At 54.7% G+C, this 17,526-nt stretch carries 9 protein-coding genes; 1 reads left to right on the top strand and 8 read right to left on the bottom strand.

Features of this window, described 5'->3' with window-relative positions; all coding sequences use genetic code 11:
- Positions 1-58: 58 nt before the first annotated feature.
- The 8 genes from ACFOTD_RS30675 to ACFOTD_RS30640 all read right to left on the bottom strand — a co-directional run bounded on the left by ACFOTD_RS30675 (position 59) and on the right by ACFOTD_RS30640 (position 16,014).
- Positions 59-1,177 carry a response regulator gene (locus tag ACFOTD_RS30675; RefSeq protein ID WP_378123744.1) on the bottom strand — a complete coding sequence of 373 codons (1,119 nt, stop codon included), beginning with the start codon at positions 1,175-1,177 and terminating at the stop codon, positions 59-61.
- Complete coding sequence (locus tag ACFOTD_RS30670) at positions 1,170-4,199, bottom strand: hybrid sensor histidine kinase/response regulator (protein WP_378123743.1); 3,030 nt, start codon at positions 4,197-4,199, stop codon at positions 1,170-1,172. The genes ACFOTD_RS30675 and ACFOTD_RS30670 overlap by 8 nt, the downstream gene beginning before the upstream one ends.
- A gap of 175 nt (positions 4,200-4,374) precedes the next feature.
- Complete coding sequence (locus ACFOTD_RS30665) at positions 4,375-8,079, bottom strand: hypothetical protein (RefSeq protein ID WP_378123742.1); 3,705 nt, start codon at positions 8,077-8,079, stop codon at positions 4,375-4,377.
- Positions 8,080-8,124: 45 nt separating this feature from the next.
- Positions 8,125-9,990 carry an MGH1-like glycoside hydrolase domain-containing protein gene (locus tag ACFOTD_RS30660; protein WP_378123741.1) on the bottom strand — a complete coding sequence of 622 codons (1,866 nt, stop codon included), beginning with the start codon at positions 9,988-9,990 and terminating at the stop codon, positions 8,125-8,127.
- Positions 9,991-9,995: 5 nt separating this feature from the next.
- Positions 9,996-12,737, bottom strand: a complete 2,742-nt coding sequence (locus ACFOTD_RS30655) for an alpha-mannosidase (protein ID WP_378123739.1) — start codon at positions 12,735-12,737, stop codon at positions 9,996-9,998.
- A 24-nt stretch (positions 12,738-12,761) separates the two neighbouring features.
- On the bottom strand, positions 12,762-13,547 hold the full coding sequence (locus ACFOTD_RS30650) for a carbohydrate ABC transporter permease (RefSeq protein ID WP_378123738.1): 786 nt from the start codon (positions 13,545-13,547) through the stop codon (positions 12,762-12,764).
- A gap of 41 nt (positions 13,548-13,588) precedes the next feature.
- Positions 13,589-14,473 carry a carbohydrate ABC transporter permease gene (locus ACFOTD_RS30645; protein WP_378123737.1) on the bottom strand — a complete coding sequence of 295 codons (885 nt, stop codon included), beginning with the start codon at positions 14,471-14,473 and terminating at the stop codon, positions 13,589-13,591.
- An 83-nt stretch (positions 14,474-14,556) separates the two neighbouring features.
- Complete coding sequence (locus tag ACFOTD_RS30640; protein WP_378123736.1) at positions 14,557-16,014, bottom strand: ABC transporter substrate-binding protein; 1,458 nt, start codon at positions 16,012-16,014, stop codon at positions 14,557-14,559.
- Positions 16,015-16,326: 312 nt separating this feature from the next.
- Here ACFOTD_RS30640 and ACFOTD_RS30635 point away from each other — a divergent pair, with 312 nt between their 5' ends.
- Positions 16,327-17,343 carry a LacI family DNA-binding transcriptional regulator gene (locus tag ACFOTD_RS30635; RefSeq protein WP_378123735.1) on the top strand — a complete coding sequence of 339 codons (1,017 nt, stop codon included), beginning with the start codon at positions 16,327-16,329 and terminating at the stop codon, positions 17,341-17,343.
- The last annotated feature ends 183 nt before the right edge of the window (positions 17,344-17,526 follow it).

The following is a 17,526-nucleotide window of genomic DNA, read 5'->3' as shown; positions in this document are numbered from 1 at the left end:
TAGACTGCATAGGAGAAGCGTAACAATTGAACGCTAAACATTTTCCAAACAAAATCGATTATTCGCGAATATTGTCGGCGATCTGCAGTCCCAGGTCGGCACGAAACGCCGTTTCTTTAAGTAAATCCACCTCGTCCGCTGCCGAAGTGTCCCCCATGAACGTCAAATGCCGCGCCAGCCGGTCGTAATATTTCTCCTCGTACGGATGCAGTTCGATCAGCTTGCGCAGCATGCGTTCCTTCAGCGAATCGCCGGCCGCATGCTCCGCCCATTGCTCCAGATGACGTACGACGGCCGCGCGCAGCTCGTATCTTCTGCTATAGGCCCAACCGTAATTTTCCGTCTCGCAATAATCGCCGCGATAGAGCGACAGCAGCTCCTCCGCATCGCTAGTCCGTCTCCCCGTCCCGATCAACGCTTCCAGCCGCGTCACGTCGCAGGCGACTTCGTCCGTTCGCATCCAGTAACGCTCGTCTCCGGAACCGATCATCTCGGGATAACCGGCGGACTTCAGCGTATTCCGCACGTAATACATCGTCGTATGAAAAAGCGCTTGCGCGCGTTCGGCATCCAATTCCGGCCACAAATGCTCGAGGATGCGATCCCGGTACACGGGGGTTCCCCCATGGTGCCACAAATAAACGAACATCTCTTTCGTCTTCTTCGTCCGCCAGGTGAACAATCGACCGTCGGCATCGTAAAGCTCGATGCTTTCGAGCAATTTCAGAGACAGCGTTCGTCTTGAGGGCTCGGGAGACTGCGCGCCGTCCCGGTCGCTCGTCAAGCTTCCTGCCCCGGCCCGTCGCGCCGCTTTCTCGCGAAGCTCCGCATGTCTCTCCAGGGCTGCGACGAGTCGGGGCTTGGCTACGGGCTTGAGCAAGTACCCGATCGCCTTCGTATCGAATGCGTCCACCGCATACTGACTGTGAGCGGTCACGTACACGATATCCGCGTCGGGAAACCGCTCGAGAAGCTTGGCCGCAGCCGCAAGCCCGCTCGTCTCCGGCATCTCGATATCGAGAAAGATCAGGTCCGGCAGCATCGCATCCACCTGCGCAATCGCATCGGACACGAGACTGAATTTGCCGAGCACCGTAACCCCGCCGACCTCGTGGAGCAAGATTTCCATCACGTCGAGCGCAATTTCCTCGTCGTCAATCAAAATCGCCCTAACCATTGCTTTTTTTCGCCTCCGGGATTTGCAGTTTGATCAACGTTCCTGTACCGTTGCCGCTTCGAATGTCCAATCCGCCGCCGCACACCAGCTGAAGGCGCCGGTTGACGTTGCCGACCCCGACCCCGCCGGCTCGCCCTTCTTTCAGCGCGCGCAGCAATTCCTCGCCGATCCCGACGCCATCGTCATTCACGGTTATTTCCGCTCCGTCGTCGCGCCTGCATGCCGCAATCCGCAGCAATCCGCCCGACGCTTTTGGCCCGATGCCATGACGCACCGCGTTCTCTACGATGGGCTGCAGCGTTAGCGGCGGCAGCATGCATTGGAAGCCCGCCTCGATCTCGATCTCGACAGCCAGCCTGCTGCCGAAGCGCAGCTGCTCGATTGCCAGATACGCCTTCACCAATTCCATCTCGCGTTCGAACGGGACGAGCTCCTCGGAGAATACGAAAGTAAACTTGGCCCGCAAGTACGTCGACAGGTGGTGTATCGTCTCTCTGAGCTTGTCTACGTCCTTATAACTGAGCCCGACGAGCGCATTCATGCTGTTGTACAGGAAATGCGGCGTAATCTGGGCTTGCAGGAGATCCATCTCCCGTCGCACCGCGCGTTCCGAGGAGCTCTTCATCGCCAGCAGCGATTGCACCCTCGCCCGCAACTCGGCCAGCTCGAACGGCTTCTGCACGATATCGTTGGCGCCGGCGGCGAATGAGGCCACGATATCCCCCGTCTGTCCGGAGGCGGTCATCATCAGAATCGGAAGCTCGGCAAGTCCTTGCAGCCGCCGGATCTCCCGGCATACGTCAAGGCCGGAGATGCCCGGCATCATGAGATCGAGCAGCAGCAAGTCCGGTTTGATCCCGTGGCGCCGCAGCGCTTCGAGCGCCTCTTCTCCGCTTCCGACCGCCGCATACCCGTATCCCATGGAAGAGACTTCATCGATCAGTACTTTCAGATTGGACGGTTCGTCGTCTACGATTAGCAGGTGAAATTCTGCGGTCTGATGGTCCTGCATCGGCACGGCTAACGGCAAAGGCAGCGCCTCTTCGACGACCGCGGCAGCCGCTTCCTCCGATGCCGGATCGATCGGCAAAGTGAACGTGAACCGCGAGCCGACGCCAACTGTGGATTCCGCCTCTAACCGGCCGCCCTGCAGCTCCGTCAGCTGCTTCGCGATGCTCAGCCCCAAACCTAGTCCTTCGCCGACCTGCCCTAACGCCTCCGACTGGACGAATGGCTGGAACAAGCCGGCAATTTCATGCGCGGGAATCCCTCTTCCCGTATCCGTCACCGAGACGGCCAGCTCGTCCCCCCGCCGCTCCGCGGAGAGGGTCACCGTCCCTTGCTTCGTGAATTTCAGCCCGTTCTCCAGCAGGTTGTACAAAATTTGCTTCACCCGGTTCTCGTCCGCAAGGAGCAGCGGCAGCTTGGCCGGCAGCGCATTAACGAGCCGCACCTCTTTGTTGACCGGCGAGATGGACAACGTCTCCATGACGAACCGAACCGACTGGCCCAAATTGACCGAGGTCGTACGGATCAGGAGTTGTCCGTGACGAATCCGGTTCAGATCGAGAATATCGTGCACGAGTCCCGCCAGTCGTCTGCCCAGCAAATGCAGCATATGTACATTGTCCCGATGTTCCGCCCGGAGCGGGATCGCCCTGTTGTCCAACAGCGCCTGCGACAAATTCACGATGCCGTGCAGCGGCGTTCGCAGCTCGTGCGACGTTTTCACGAGAAACTCGTCTTTCTGGCGGTCGTAACGCAGCAATCGCTGGGATAACCGCTCGCTTCTTCGATAGCTCAGCTGAAGCTCGTCGGACATGAGCAGCGCCTGAGACAAGACGAGCAGCGCCGGCGTCACGACCATATAATAGGGATTGTCCAGCGCGAGCTGGTAACGCAGATGCGCATAGAGCCAACTGACAAACAGAAAGAAAATGCCAAGCATAATATAGTGGCTGCTGTGGTTGCCGCGGCTCCGGCTGCGGAAAACGGCATAGAGCATCGCCCCGAAGGCGGCCGCTCCGATCGCGATTCCCACGTCCAGGAAGCTGACCAGGTATCGATTGGGAAGCAGCACAATCGTCGCAAGATATGCGTAGGTCAATCTGCGAAGCCAGGTAAAAAAAACGTTATCCCTTTCCTTCAGGTACCGATACACATAATACGTGAAGAAGTAAAAAGAAAAGAGCGGCAATAGAAAAAGCATCTTTTGAAGCCATGGGAACGTCAATCCGGGCAAGAAATCAAGCGCCAGTATTTCATTGTCGATGCTGAAGAACAGTCCGAGCGCCAGACAGAACAGGCAAAAATGCATCAGATGCGGTTCCCGGCGCCACTGTCTGAACATGCCCGCATAATACAGTCCGAACCCCAGCAGGATCGTCGTCTGAATCATATCGGCCAGCTTGGAATCGTCGCGCCGCTTCATCACGTCGTCCGTGAGTCCGAATTCCGGCGGCTGCACCAACCCGCCTTCCAGGTAGTCGAAGCTGGCCACCTGAATGATAATCTCGACGGTTCCCGAATCGGCCAGGACGGTGCCGAAGAACGGCGCATTGCTGGCCACGAAGCCGTCCGCCGACAAGGCAGGCTTGCCGTTGCCGCCCAAATCGACGCCGTTCATGAAGATGCGGCTGGACATGCGGATTTTTTTGGCCCGCATGCTGTACAATGCTTCTTCGTCGGTGCGGACGAGCAACCGGTACGTGCCGGCGCCATACCCCTTCTTGTCCGACGAAGCCAGCTTATTCTTCCAGCCTCCGGGCACTTGAACGGAACGCCCTTCGATCCGGCCGGCTCGAAAGTCTTCTGGCCCTAGCAATTTTCCTTCGTAGAATTCCCACTCCCCGCGCAGCGAGAGGACGCCCCGCTCCGCAAAGTCCCAATGCGTCGCATTCAGCAATCCGCCGCTCGCCCTCTCGGCTTGCGTCGCGGGGCTAAGCCATTGGACTACGTTCACGATCGTGACGATAACGAACAGGCCGATCATGCCGAGCAACAGGGCGTTTTTCCTAACCATAGCTTCACCGTCTTTTTAAGCAATGCTATCAATATCGGCTGTTAACGGCCGGCATTGAATGAACATTGAATGAATGGCTGCGGCGAAAAACGGAATTTCAGAGAAAAAGTGCCGAGAGGAAAGCTCTCGGCACTTGCCTTGCCCATCGGTTTACCGCCACTTTCTCCGATGGTGTCTATTTAATTTCCACGCTAACCGTAGCTCCTGCGGTATGGGAATAACTGAACTGTCTTCCCGCACCGTTAGCCGTCGAGGAAACCAACGATCCATTGACGTATACCTGGTTGGAGCCGATCGCACTGGTTGTCTTATAAGTCACCGAACCGGATGCCGTAGCGCTTGCCGTAAATTTCAGTTCAGAACCGCTGTTCACCGTAACCACAATATTCGACTTGGCACCGGCAACCGCCGTAACTTGTAACGGATATGGGGATAATGTCCCCTGCGTTCCCGATACGACAAAGGGTGCCGGCAAGATGGAAGCCGCCGCGCTCTCTGCTTCAATATAATTTTTGTACGCTGCATGAAAATCGCCGGCGTTATAGGCCGTATTGCCGGCAGTCAACTTCGTTGAGGCCAACGTGTCGCCAGGCAGGAGTGTGAACGCATTTTTCAAGCGAACAGCGTCTCGCTCGGCAGCAATCGTCAGATTTTTTCTGCGCTGGTTGACTAAGGTAGCGATGCGAATCGGGTCGCCGGAAAAGGCGCTTGCTTTATCGTTAAAGGCAGTGAAGCTTGTATCGTAATACGGACTCGATATGCTCATGACATTGTAAAGCGTTACGTACCTGAGGCCCAGCATAAATGAACCGGCCATATTTTTGTCGTAGCCGCCAAGCGGCAATCCGCTGTGCTCCTGATTCAAGTTGGCGGTTCGGCCGACATTATTGATAATTCGCTGCGCATGGGCGTAGTCATTACTCAAAAAGTAACTCTCGATCCCGGTGGCCGCTTCGTTCACGACTGCAGCCTCATAGCCGGCGTGATAGATATCGAATAACGGATACGTCGGATACGTCGGATTTTGCGTGAACAGATTATGCTTAACCCCATCCGTCGCGTAGGTAATCGCGTTGTCATTGATCTTCGTAACCGGTTTATAGAGGCCTCTATTCATATTGCCATATATAAACTGATTGTAATTATTCAGATTGGTCTGCCACCATTGCTTCATCGTATCCCAATTGCCCGTGTAAGGATTCAGGGTCACGCCGTCCGCGCCGGCTTGCGCAACGGCATCCGGTCCGAAATCGCCGGCGCCTCGTACGCGCATATTCCCGCCGTTGACGGACGCATACCCATGATCCGGAGCCGAATCCGTGTCCATCTGATAAGCCCAGTAAGCCGGTTCGTTGTCTCCGGATACGCTCAGTAAAAGGTTGTCCTGGTTACTGTTCGCCAAATCGAGCATATTCTTGTTTAATTGATCCGTGCTTAATCCAAGCCGATCCTTCTTGAAGCGGTTCAAGGTACCCGAGGCGGGATTCGCGAATCCGCCGTTGTTAAAAGTAAGCCACGAGGTATTGCCCCAAATATTCGGAATGGTCCTGCCGTAATGCGGATCCGTGGCGTAGTTCAGCGATGGCGCCAGCAGATTCATATCCGGATCGCCGTAATTATCCGTGCCGCTGAACAGGATCTGATCATAGAGGATGGAATTGTAAGGGCTGTTCGGCGTTCCGCCCCAAGTCGAGTTCAGATAGAGATTCACGGGTATTCCGGCGGTTTTCGCTACGCCCAGCACATAATTGATATCGGTTTGCACGTTTAACGTATTTTTGGCGTACCATTCTTCCAATGAAAAACCGGGCTTTATTGCATTTCCGCCAAGATAATTGTCGGTACGGGTAATCACGTTGTTTTTAATGACATTAACCTGTTCCGGAAAATGCTGGGTCGTGGAATCCTCATTGGCACGGCCGAGCAAGGGCGAGAAGTACATGGGAACATCGTACCTCGAAGCATAGGTGTCAAAGCCGGCATAGTTCCACATTTTATCGATGTATGCGTTATTGACCGAACCCGGCAATTGGTTGACGACTTTGACCGCGATCGAGCTTCCGGCGTACAACTGCGGCAAGTCCACAAAATGCGTAAGCGCGCCGATTCCGCGATCGTACAGATTTCGTGTTTTGAAAAGCGGGTTGTGGGACGTTTTGAAAGACAGCGCCTGTCCGCTTTGCAGCGCACGGTTCGTATACAGCGTGCCGCGGTTGTAAGCGCTCGTCGTATAAAAGCCCAATACAAATCGTTTGGACGAATCGAACGCTTTTACGGTCGTCACTTCGAAATAGTAGGTTCTTCCCGGATAGACGAGCACTTTTTGCGGAAATACGAAGGTGGCCCAGTTATATCCGCCCGGCACCTCGCCAGGGGACAGAACGGCTTGGCCGATGACGCCCGTACTCCAAGGCTGCGTCGCCAGATAAGAGCCGTCGCTTGTCGTCGGCGTGTCATAGAGCGTCAGCACCAGGGCATTATCCGCCGGAATCGCCCCCGCCTTCTCCACTTGCAGGGCGATGGCCTGCAGTTCCGTCGTGTTGCCCACGGCAAAGGTTTGACCGGGAGGCGTCGCGTTGTTAACGTCAAGCGCAGCGAATCCGCTGCCGGTCGACGATTGATCGGTACCTCCGACTTGTTGCCCGCCTACCTGTATATCGTATGACGTGGGGATGTTCGGACCGGTTTTGAAGGATAACGTTTTTCCGCTTACCGCGGCTCCGCCGGCGTAGAGCGTACCGCCCGCATAGGAGCTGGCGTTGTAGCCGTAAAGAATGTACCGATTATTCGTATCGTACGGCTTGCTCGTCGTAAACTCCATATAATACTCGTTGCCCGGAAGCACGCCCACATCCTCGGCAAAGTTGAAAATCTCCCATGCGTATCCGCCTTGTACGGATTGAGCCAATAAGGTGCTTTGAGCAAGCTGTTGATGCTTGTAGGGAGAATCCCATAGCGTCAACGTCAAATCCATGCTTGCGGAAGTGTTGACAAGTCCGACCTTCTCAAGCTGAACCGCGATAGAAGGAATGTAAGTCGTGTTCGGTCCGGTCGTAAACGTTTGACCTGTCGCGTTGACGTCAATGGGAATGCCGCTGCTGCCCGAGCCTGTCTGATCCGGATTGTTTAACACCTTGCGATAATTCGCCGAACCCGACGGATGGATCTCCCGAATCGCGAGCGTTCCGTAACGATTGGCGTTGTTGGCCATGTTAACGCCGAACCAATCTCCCGCATTGCTGCCGGCATTGTGGTAATTATTGGTCTCCGCTATTTTTCCGATGCTTTCATTATAAGCGCCCGTTCCGCCCCCGTTAGAGGAAAGCCCATGGCTCGTCTCGCTGCCTCCGTTGCCAAAATCGACGGTATCCAGCACAGCGGCGGTCGCGTCTGTGACGGCAGCCGTATAGATCCAATGATTGTTCGGCGGCAAGACGTCGCCGTAGTTATTTACAATCTCATATTGGATCAGATGATTGCCGTCTTTGGTCGGGGTCCATGTCCAAGTCAAATATCTTAAGCTCCAGGCTTGGCCGGAGGCGTTCACCGCCATATTAAATCCGCTGCCGGGCGGGGCGATTTGCTGCGAGCTGATATAATCGCCGTCAATATAAAGCTTCACGGTAACGTTCTGACCGGCGGGCGTAGGCGTATCCCCGTTATTGCCGATCTGCGCGGTTATCGTCATGGCGGTTCCGACTGTACCGGCCCCGGACTTCACGACCGTCGTGTTTGCCGAGGATACAGTCGTATTCACGAATAAATCGATGCCACTCGCCATCGCTTCGCTCTTGCCGGCCGGGTAAACAAACGAGGTGAGGAGGAGTGCCGCAACCATAACCATGATGCACGATTTGACTAAAAACCTGGATCCATACATGATAGAACCTCCTTCAGTTTTGTCATTTCATGTCGCTAGTTCTAGTTATTGAGGCGAAACGGCATAACCGCGATCCATCAAGGCGATCAGGGCAAGCAAGCCTCCCCAATGATAGTAGCGGTCGCTGTTTTTTACGTCGCATCCCTCGCCGGTATCGCCGTTGTAATTTTCATGGACATGACCGTGCGCTCCCCATTCTTTGAGAATGAGCGCAGCCGACTTGTCCGCCAGAAGGCGGGCCGTCTCTGCTTCGCCCTGGCTGCGCAGGCCGAGATAGACGAGCAGATTCATCGGCGCCCATATTCGCCCGCGCCAATATTCCTGATCCGGATAGGCCGGATCATTCCGCGAGATAGACGGCAGCACCCAGTCCCCCCAGAACTCCGACGGATTTAATAAGTGCTCGTCAATCATGCGCCTTACTTGCGCGTCGGTAACGTACGGCGTCAGCAACGGATAAAAATTCGTCGGAGACAAACGTTCGCTGAATGCGCCGGTATCGGTCCGTAAATTACGGAAAATACCCGTTTTCTCGTCCCATAGACGCTGCATGCCCGAACCGAACCGATCCGCCGCCCGGCGAAGCGCTTCAGCCCGTTCGGAATCGTGGAGAATTTCGGCGATCTCCGCCAAAGCGAGACAATCCCATATATACAGCCCCATCAGACCGGCATCGGCAAGTTTAAGCGCATTTCGGGTTTTATCGAACGGGACTTCGTCGTACATCGGCGAATTATCCAGTCCGGATTCCAGCGCTGCGCCGAACGTGTCGTGAACGCCGGCCGTTTCCCAGAAGTTATCCGCTGCCGGCGTCATCGGATTCGAGCCCCAAGCCAGCAAACCTTCCTCGATCTGCCGGTTATCCGGCCACCAAGCGTTCCATGCGCAAAGCTGCTCGTATACCTCTTCCAAAAACCAACGCTCGCCGTACTTGCGATAGAGCTGCAGGACAATAAACGAGCCTACTGGCGGTTGCGAGCGATCCCGCGAAATGACCGTTCCCGACCAATCGAAGTTCGGCACGAAGCCGTCGGCTACAGCCGCGCGCGTGATCTCGACCGCATTCGCGTACGCAAGAGCCCGATTGTCCTCCATGCACATGTAAGCGGCAAAGTAGGTATCCCAGCAGAAAAGCTTGTAGCCTTGATCGTTCCAGATCCGGCTTACCGGCGTGACGACCCGTTGATATTTAGGTTCGTAGATGGTATCCCATGCCAGGCAAGCCTGCATGGAGGCGTACAAGTCCGCCGCATCGCCGAATGCCGATTGGCGAGCTTCCGCCATTCCCAGGCGGCGCCCATCGATGAGCGACTGGATGGCCGCCAACTCGCGAGGCTTGCCGGTCGACAAGCCGATCGTCTCATGGAGGGACAAGGCGATATAGGGTCCGGATGCGGGGACGTGATATTCCTCGACGACGGCGCCGGCCGGATAGAGTCTAACGTTCCGATCCGGAAAGACAGCTTCGATGCTTCCGTCGTTCGCGTGCCGCACATAGCCTTTGCTGTTCCACAGGATGCCGCATTCAGCGATCAAAACAGCGGGCTTGCGCTGGTTGCGCAGCGGAGTGACCAGCAGGAAAAGCTCTCCGTCCTCTACCGCGCTCTCAACGCGCAGCTCGATGTCGCGCCATTGCAAGGTCAGTTCGGTATAAGAACCGTCGTAGCTGCGCAAACCGGGCCGAACGACTTCCTGATCCTTGCCTTGACGTCCGATCAAGGCCTCCGCCAAGTAACCGCCCTCCCGGTATTCCTTGACCCCGAGCTTGACGGCGGCGCTCTCCGGCAGCAACACATGCGTCAAGACACTGCGGGTATACCAGGTGTTCCAGCCGGAAGACAAGCGTTCTTGCACCCGATTGTACTCGGATACCGATGCCGGTCGAACCCGGCTTTCGTTAAGATCTGACATGCGATTCATTCCTTTGTCGTGAATTGGATCGTGAAAATTTCCTTCGGCTTCAGCTCTACAGTCACAAGTCGGTCGGCACCGTCCGTCTTCAACGATAGCTCTCGGCGCACTTCGCCGTTCAGCCCGATTGCGCGAGCGCCGATAATCGGCAGTCGGACACGGATGCAGCCGCCGGCCGCCGTTTCTCCGAGGTTGACTAACCGAAGCTCGATGCCGTCCCGGTCATCCGGTGCCGGGCGGAAGCTGGTGACATGCAAGAGCGGATTGTCGAGCTCCAGCCAACCGCGCTGTCCGCTTTGTCGATATGCCGCCAGCGCCGGAGCGGCCTCTTCCCCATGGCGGCCGGTTAATCCTGCCTCGCTAGCATCCGGAACGGGGATACCGCGACTTTGAACGGCGATGGCCTGTTCATCCGCCACACGCCAGGGCGCGATCGCGCGATCGCGACGATCGACGGTCAAACCATAGTGGAAGGTCAGCAACCTTTGTACTTGTCCTCCCGGCGTCTTCAAGCCGGGTCCGGGACGATTGCTCGTCGCCATCCCGCGATCGCCGCCACCGAGATAGGCGACACTCCGCAGCAAGGTAATCGCCAATGTCCCTTCATCGTTCGCGCGGTCGGAAGGCACCCATTCGTATTCATGCAGTCCATGCGCGTTGACGATCGTTCTTGTGTCGTCATGGTCGGCAAACACGTAATGATGGAAAGGAAAGCTCGTCGGTTCATTTTCCACCCAGACGTCTTCGGGAGGCTGCTGCACGCGATCCGGCCGCTCGGAAACATCGAACGCGCCTCCGGCCTGAATCGGCCGTACCCCTTTCTTCATCGGGAACAGCAGACGCAAGCGATGGTCAAGCGCCCGGTTGTCCACTGTCGTCCGGACCGAAGCCGTGCGGCTGCGCGACAAGAGTTTCACTTCCGTCCGAATGTCCAGGGCAACCAATTCCGAGCTTCTCCTTCTGTCATCCGGCTCCGCCGAGCGCGGCACGAGCAGCTCGTAGGATACGGTCAGCCGCTGCCAGCCGCGGCTTTCTCCCGACACGCGAACGCTTCGGACGGTCGCGGACGTGAAGTGTTCGTTCAGCAGCGGGCAGGAGTACGAATATTCGTCGCCGACGTCGCCGCTGTCCTCGAAGCGATGCAGACCGCGCATGGACGCTCCCGTCTCCATATCGACCCAGGTCAAGGTTCCGTCAGGCTCTGCCGTAATCCGGACAAACTCGTTTTCAATCGAATTAGAAGCCGCCCTCGCCGGGACATGCGCAAATTCCGGTATCTTTCTTAATTGAGCGGCAATCGTCTTATAGCCGAGCGGCGGCAAATGGCGGACGAGAATACGGACCTTGTGTCTGTAAACCTCTCCCTTGCTCAGCGGATATCGCAACGAATCCGTTTCAATCGGGCAAACCTTCTCGTATCCGACGATTTCCGCCTCGTACGTTTCGCCGGCCTCGTCCATCACTTTGACGGACCTGTAAAGCGCGATGTCATCCGCGTCCAGTTCGATCTCGGCAAGCGCGTCTCTGCGCCATGGCAGCGGATTGAACAGCAGCACCGGCTTGCTGTCCGGCGGCAGCCACGACAGGTCGACTTTGTCGGACATCCGCGCAAGCGCCTCCGTGACCAGCTGTTCGCCGATCTGACCGGCTTTGCGGTTGCGCGTCTCCATTTCCTCATGCACATCGTCGATGCTGCAGCCGCAGATGCTGTCATGGGGATGATTCTGCAAAACGTATTTCCAGGCTTGCCGGACAAAGGCCGGATGATGTCCGGCTCCGGTCGCGAGCGCCAATGCCTCCAGCGGTTCAGCCAGCCGTTCCAGCAAATTTTGCGCGGTTGCGTTCTGCTGTTTGAGATACACTCTCGCCGATAGCACGTTCGGCAGGATCGTGTTGATAACGCCCCCCGGGGTATGGCTCGTACGCCTGAATTCTCCGCCCAGCACAGGAACCTCCGGCAGTTCGCCAAAGCAGTCTTGAACGTAGCTTGTTATGGAAGAGAATTTCATCGGAGCTTCCTGCGGCTTGGCGTTCCATTGGTCGATCATGGCTGAAATATGCCGCTGGGGTTCCATATGATCGAAGCCGTTCATCAACAGCACGTGACCGCTCTTGGCATGCGGACCGATATGGCCGATCAACTCGCGAAGCCGGTCCTCGGCTTGCTCCTGATCGACGGGCAGGCTCATGGCACTCGTATAACCGTACATGTATGACAGGTGTACCGTCTTGACCCGGTGGCCGCTCGGGCTCTCCCACTCGAATTCGGCAGGCGCTTGTTCTGGCGTTCCGTTCAAGCCGCGCCAGATCAGCGCGTACTCAAACCCGTATTCCTTCAACAGCTGAGGCATTTGAGCAATGTGGCCGAAGGTATCCGGCAAGTAGCCGACCTCCAGCATCGGTCCGAATGACGAGCCGATTCGCCTGCCTTCCTCCAGATTGCGAATCATGGATTCCCCGCTGACGAGAAATTCGTCCACGAGCACGTACCACGGCCCAATCGTCAATCGGCCCTCCCGAATAAGCCGCTCAAGATCCGCCCGACGCTCCGGCCTGATTTCAAGGTAATCCTCCAAAGCGATAACTTGGCCGTCGAGATGAAAACGATAGGCCTTGTCCTCGTCCATCGTGCGCAGCAAACGGTCAATCAGGCCGACAAGCCGAAACCGAAAAGCTTCGAACGGCAAATACCACTCCCTGTCCCAGTGGGTATGGGCAACGACGTGAATCGATTTGTATGCGCTCATATAAACGGTCTTTCCTCCTGCTTCTTATGCTTTTACCGCACCGGACGTCATGCCTTGTACAAAATATTTCATGGTGAAGGCGAACAATACCATCAACGGAATCGAGGCGAGTGTCATCCCGGAGAACATCGAGCCGTAAATGATTTGTTGGGGATCCATGAACCGGTACAAGCCTACAGTGACAGTTAACTTGGCTTGATCGGACAGGACCAGCAGCGGCCATATGAAATCGTTCCATGTAGACAAAATATTCACTAGACCCATCGATAGAAAGATCGGAAACGCAAGCGGCAGCACCAGCCGAAAAAAGACAACCGGTTCGCCGCCCCCGTCCATTCGAATGCTCTCCGTAAGCTCTCTGGGGATTTCTTCGAAGAAGGTGCGGAATACAAAAATGACGACCAGCTGTCCGCTGGCGATATAAGGAAGAATGGCCGCCCAAGGGCTATTAATCAAATTTAAATTCGTGACCAGCACGAACTGCGGAATCAGCGTCAAGATGCCCGGTATCATCAAGAAAGACAACAATACCAGAAACAGAGCCGATTTTAGCGGAAATTCAAAGCGGGCAAACACATAAGCGCTAAGACTGGAAACCGCCAAAACGCCAATGACAGTGCCCCCGGACACGACAATGGAATTTTTCAAATACAAACCGATTTTAGATGCGGCGTCGCCGATAAATTCCATATGCGGGGTCAAGGGAAGACCAAAATAGTTGATCGATAACTGATAGTTCGTTTTAAACGCGGTTACGAGCATGAAATACATGGGGAACAGCGTGAAAAACAACAGCGCGAACAGGAACACAATGACAATGATGCGCGCAAACCTTTGGCGAGCCATCCGCGTTACCTCTTTTCCCGCATAAACTTCATATTCAGCAAGGTCAATCCGAGCGTAATCACGAATAAGATGACGCCGATTGCCGAACCGGTTCCCAGCTTGCCGTAAGTAAATGCGTTATTAAACATGTACAGTCCAGGAACCATGGTGTCGTAACCCGGACCGCCCTTGGTCATGATCAACTGATCGCCGAACTGCTGCGTTCCGCCGATCAATACCAATACGGTTGTCAATCTGATTTGCGGCAAGATCAATTGCAGATCCACGGTCCAGAAGATCTTCCATGCAGAGGCGCCGTCGATCCTGGCAGCTTCCCTTAACGACTCGTCGATATTTTGGAATCCGGCCAGATAGATGAGGAATCCCAGTCCGCTTACCCACGGAAATCCCTTCATCATGATGGATAACATCGCCGTCAATTGGCTATCGCCCAGCCATATTTTTTGCCAGCTTTCCAAACCTAGCAGGCCGAGCGTATGATTCAGCATTCCGTTTCCAGGTTCGTAGAAGAACAACCAAAACATCGTCGTGACCATGCCCGGGAGCACCATCGGAATCGTAAAAGAGACTTTAAAAAATCCGGCCAAGCCGGTATTGCCCAAATAATTGATCAGGTACGCTCCTAAAATGGATGCGCCTTGCAAGATGATGATGTTCCACAAAAGAAAAGCCAGCAAAATCATAAAGCTGCGCCGGAAGATGGGATCCTGCAGCAATTGCGCATAATTGTCCAAGCCGGCGAATGTCGGATTCAAATAATTGGTCATGTTCCAGTCCAGAAAGGACATTCTGAAAGCTTCTATAGACGGGTATAACAGGAACACGCCGACAAAGAAAAAGGTAGGAACTAAACAAACGTAAAGCCACATATAGCGCATCGTCTTGCTCATGATTGCCTCCCCGGCCGAATCCGGCGCGATGGGCATACGCTGCATCTGCCCATCGCGCCGGATTCGATCCCAAGTTCAAAATACTACTGTTCGGCGTTCCATTCCGGATGATTTTTGACGGCTTCTTTCGCGAACTTCTTCAAGTCTTTTCCGAAGTCCGCCAAAAACTCATCCGCCGTCGCCTTGCCCGCCAAAAAGTCCTGCTGCTTTTTGAGCCATCTGTCTTTTTGCTCCGGCGTGAATTCGTTGGCATGGAAGCCCATGTTCTCGTCATTGCCAAAGGACGCCATGATCGGCTTTAAAATGTCGGGAACTTCAACGCCCGATACGACCGGAATGAGGTTAAGATCCTCGGCGAGTACCTTGGCGCCTCCGTCGGGGGCAGTCAAGTATTGCAAGAATTCGACAGACGCGCCGTCCGCCTTATTGTCTTTGGCATTTCGGCTGACGGCAAAGCTCGGCGTCGAACCGATCTTGTATTTATAGCGGACATCTTGACCGAACTTCGAATAAGCCGTGTCCAGATAAGGCATCGGCGCTACGCCGTAATTGACGGGATAGCCGCCTTGCTGATGCTGATTCGGATACCAGCTGCCGTTAAGCACCATCGCGGATTTTCCGTCGTTGAAGATCCCTTCGAACTCCCAGCTGGCACTGTTGAAGCCTTCGTTAAAGAAAGGTTTCAAGTCGTTCATCAGCCGCAAGTATTCTCTCAGTTCCGGGCTGTCCTTCGTCACCTTGTCCGCAAGGACGGCTTCGGCCCATTCCTTCGGCTCCACTTTGCCAGAACCGTTCGTATCCAGCTCGGCCAAGCGCGATTTCCACAAGTAGCCGAATACGTCGGAAGCCAGCCAACCCAGGTTCCAATCCATGGAGTTTTGGATGCTGAACGGGATGTAGCCCGCATCCTTTGCTTTCTGCGCGACTTCAAGGAATTCCGAAATGGTAGCCGGCGGCTGCGTAACGCCGATTTCGTTAAAAATATCTTTGTTGTAATACAAGTTTACCGTGACGACCTGCGTCGGAATGCCGAATAAATGGGGATTGTTCGCATCGGTCTTATCAATCGCCGATTCGATCAACCCGGGGAGAAACGATTCTTTCCACGGCTTGTTCGTATAGGGGCTGACCTCGTCCAAGTAAGGCAGCAGGTCGACAATCCAACCGTTCTTGTAGGCGTCCGCAAACTTCGAGGTACCGCTTACAACCTCAGGCTCGGAACGGGCGATGAATTGCGCCTGTAACCAGCTCTCCGATTCCTGCGCCGGAATATACTTCAAGGCGGCTTTATTGCCGGATTTTTCATTGTAACCGGCTACGATTTTATCGTAGGATGGCCAAGCGTATTCCCCTTGGTTATGAACGACGGTAAAAGCAACGGGCTTTTTGGATGCGGCAGGCGCCGAGGCTGTCGAGCCGGCGGAAGAAGCGGAAGTCCCCGACGGAGCCGGAGATTCGTTTGAATCGGAGTTGCCGCTGCATGCGGACAAAGTCGTCACGATCAGCGCAGAAGTCAAACAGACCGTACCGAACGTTTTCATTGGCTGTCATCCCCTTATGAATAATGTCTCTTGTTAAGCTTTGTTTCTGGAACCTGGCAGGGTACTGATCAAAAATTCTGATGCGTTCGTCTGCCTCCCCTTTTCGCTTTGTCAAAATGTTAACGTTAACACTCGGATTGATCATAGCAACCGGAGAAAGCGTTGTCAACATCCTCTGCGCAACTTATATACACATGAATAAATCCCATATACTTGTGTTTTCGTGCCATAAGTCGTAAGCTTAATACAGAAAAGCGACAAGCTTAAACAGAAATGTTAACGATACCAAATATAGATTGGGGTCTTTCGCAAATGGCGAGTACGATTACCGACGTTGCCAAACTGGCCGGCGTTTCGGCGCAAACGGTATCCAGAACGATTAACACGCCTGAACTGGTCAGCAAAAAAACGTTGGACAAAGTCCAACGCGCCATCGATGTGCTCGATTATCATCCCAACATCACCGCTCGTCTTCTGGTCAACAACAAAGTGCGATCAATCGGCCTCTTTATGCCGTTCTCGAGCGATCAGGTCAAACAAAGCCTGTTTTTCTCCACCCTTTCGGCCGCCATTTGCCAGTTTTGTTCCCAGAACAATTTGATCATGCAGATGTTTACGTCCTTGTCGCGAGAGGAATCGAGCCGGTTGTTCGTGAAGTTGTTCAAAGAACGGCAGTTCGGAGGTCTGATTTTAACTTGTCCTTCCGTCAGCAATGAAGAATTGATCTATCTTTGGTCGGAGAAGGTTCCGTTCATCATCGTCGGCCGGCCGGGCATCTTAACCGCGCAAATTCCCTATGTGGACGTTGATAACGTTAAAGCCGGCACAATCGCGATCGAACATTTAGTAAAATTCGGGCATCGAAGGATCGGATTTCTGAATGGTCCATCCAATATGACGCTTTCCATTGACCTCCGGGAGGGTGCAAACGCCATATCCCGATCTATTCCGGCACTTGAGATCATGGAATCGGAGACCAATCTGACGCTGGAATGCGGCTATACCGAGGCCCTGAAGCTTCTGCGGTCGGAACGTCGCCCTACGGCGATCTTCACCGCGGACGATCTATTGGCGGTCGGCGTCAAAAAAGCCGCCGACGAATTAAATCTTCGCATACCCGAAGATTTATCCATCATCAGCGGCGTACAAAACGGCTGGGGACTTATTTTGCCGTTCAAATTAACGTATGTCGATACCCAGTTCGAAAAGTTGGGGGATATTGCGGCCCAGCATATGGCACGCCATATTTTAAATGAAGAACCCATTAACCTTGCCGAGCTGCTGGAGGTTCGTCTGGTGGAAGGTCAGTCTTGCGGACCTGTTCGATGACGATCTGATGTTCAGCCCTTTGCCGTCTCCAGCTTCTCGGACTGACACCGGTATATCGTCTGAACACGGTCGCAAAGTGCTGACTTGTCTTGAAGCCAAGATCCAACGGGTCGACATAGCTGTCCAGCTCCGCGGTGATCCAGCCTTCATACCTGACATCCTATTGTCTAGTTTCAAAGGATA

This window comes from Cohnella sp. GCM10012308, from assembly GCF_042649185.1.
Lineage (GTDB): Bacteria > Bacillota > Bacilli > Paenibacillales > Paenibacillaceae > Cohnella.
This window is presented reverse-complemented; position numbering and strand designations above follow the sequence as displayed.

What these genes read in the sequence shown, in the direction of transcription:
- ACFOTD_RS30655 (WP_378123739.1), bottom strand. Translation starts at nt 12,737, where the DNA reads ATGAGCGCATACAAATCGATTCACGTCGTTGCCCATACCCACTGGGAC.
- ACFOTD_RS30640 (WP_378123736.1), bottom strand. Translation starts at nt 16,014, where the DNA reads ATGAAAACGTTCGGTACGGTCTGTTTGACTTCTGCGCTGATCGTGACG.
- ACFOTD_RS30670 (WP_378123743.1), bottom strand. Translation starts at nt 4,199, where the DNA reads ATGGTTAGGAAAAACGCCCTGTTGCTCGGCATGATCGGCCTGTTCGTT.
- ACFOTD_RS30660 (WP_378123741.1), bottom strand. Translation starts at nt 9,990, where the DNA reads ATGTCAGATCTTAACGAAAGCCGGGTTCGACCGGCATCGGTATCCGAG.
- ACFOTD_RS30635 (WP_378123735.1), top strand. Translation starts at nt 16,327, where the DNA reads ATGGCGAGTACGATTACCGACGTTGCCAAACTGGCCGGCGTTTCGGCG.
- ACFOTD_RS30675 (WP_378123744.1), bottom strand. Translation starts at nt 1,177, where the DNA reads ATGGTTAGGGCGATTTTGATTGACGACGAGGAAATTGCGCTCGACGTG.
- ACFOTD_RS30665 (WP_378123742.1), bottom strand. Translation starts at nt 8,079, where the DNA reads ATGTATGGATCCAGGTTTTTAGTCAAATCGTGCATCATGGTTATGGTT.
- ACFOTD_RS30645 (WP_378123737.1), bottom strand. Translation starts at nt 14,473, where the DNA reads ATGAGCAAGACGATGCGCTATATGTGGCTTTACGTTTGTTTAGTTCCT.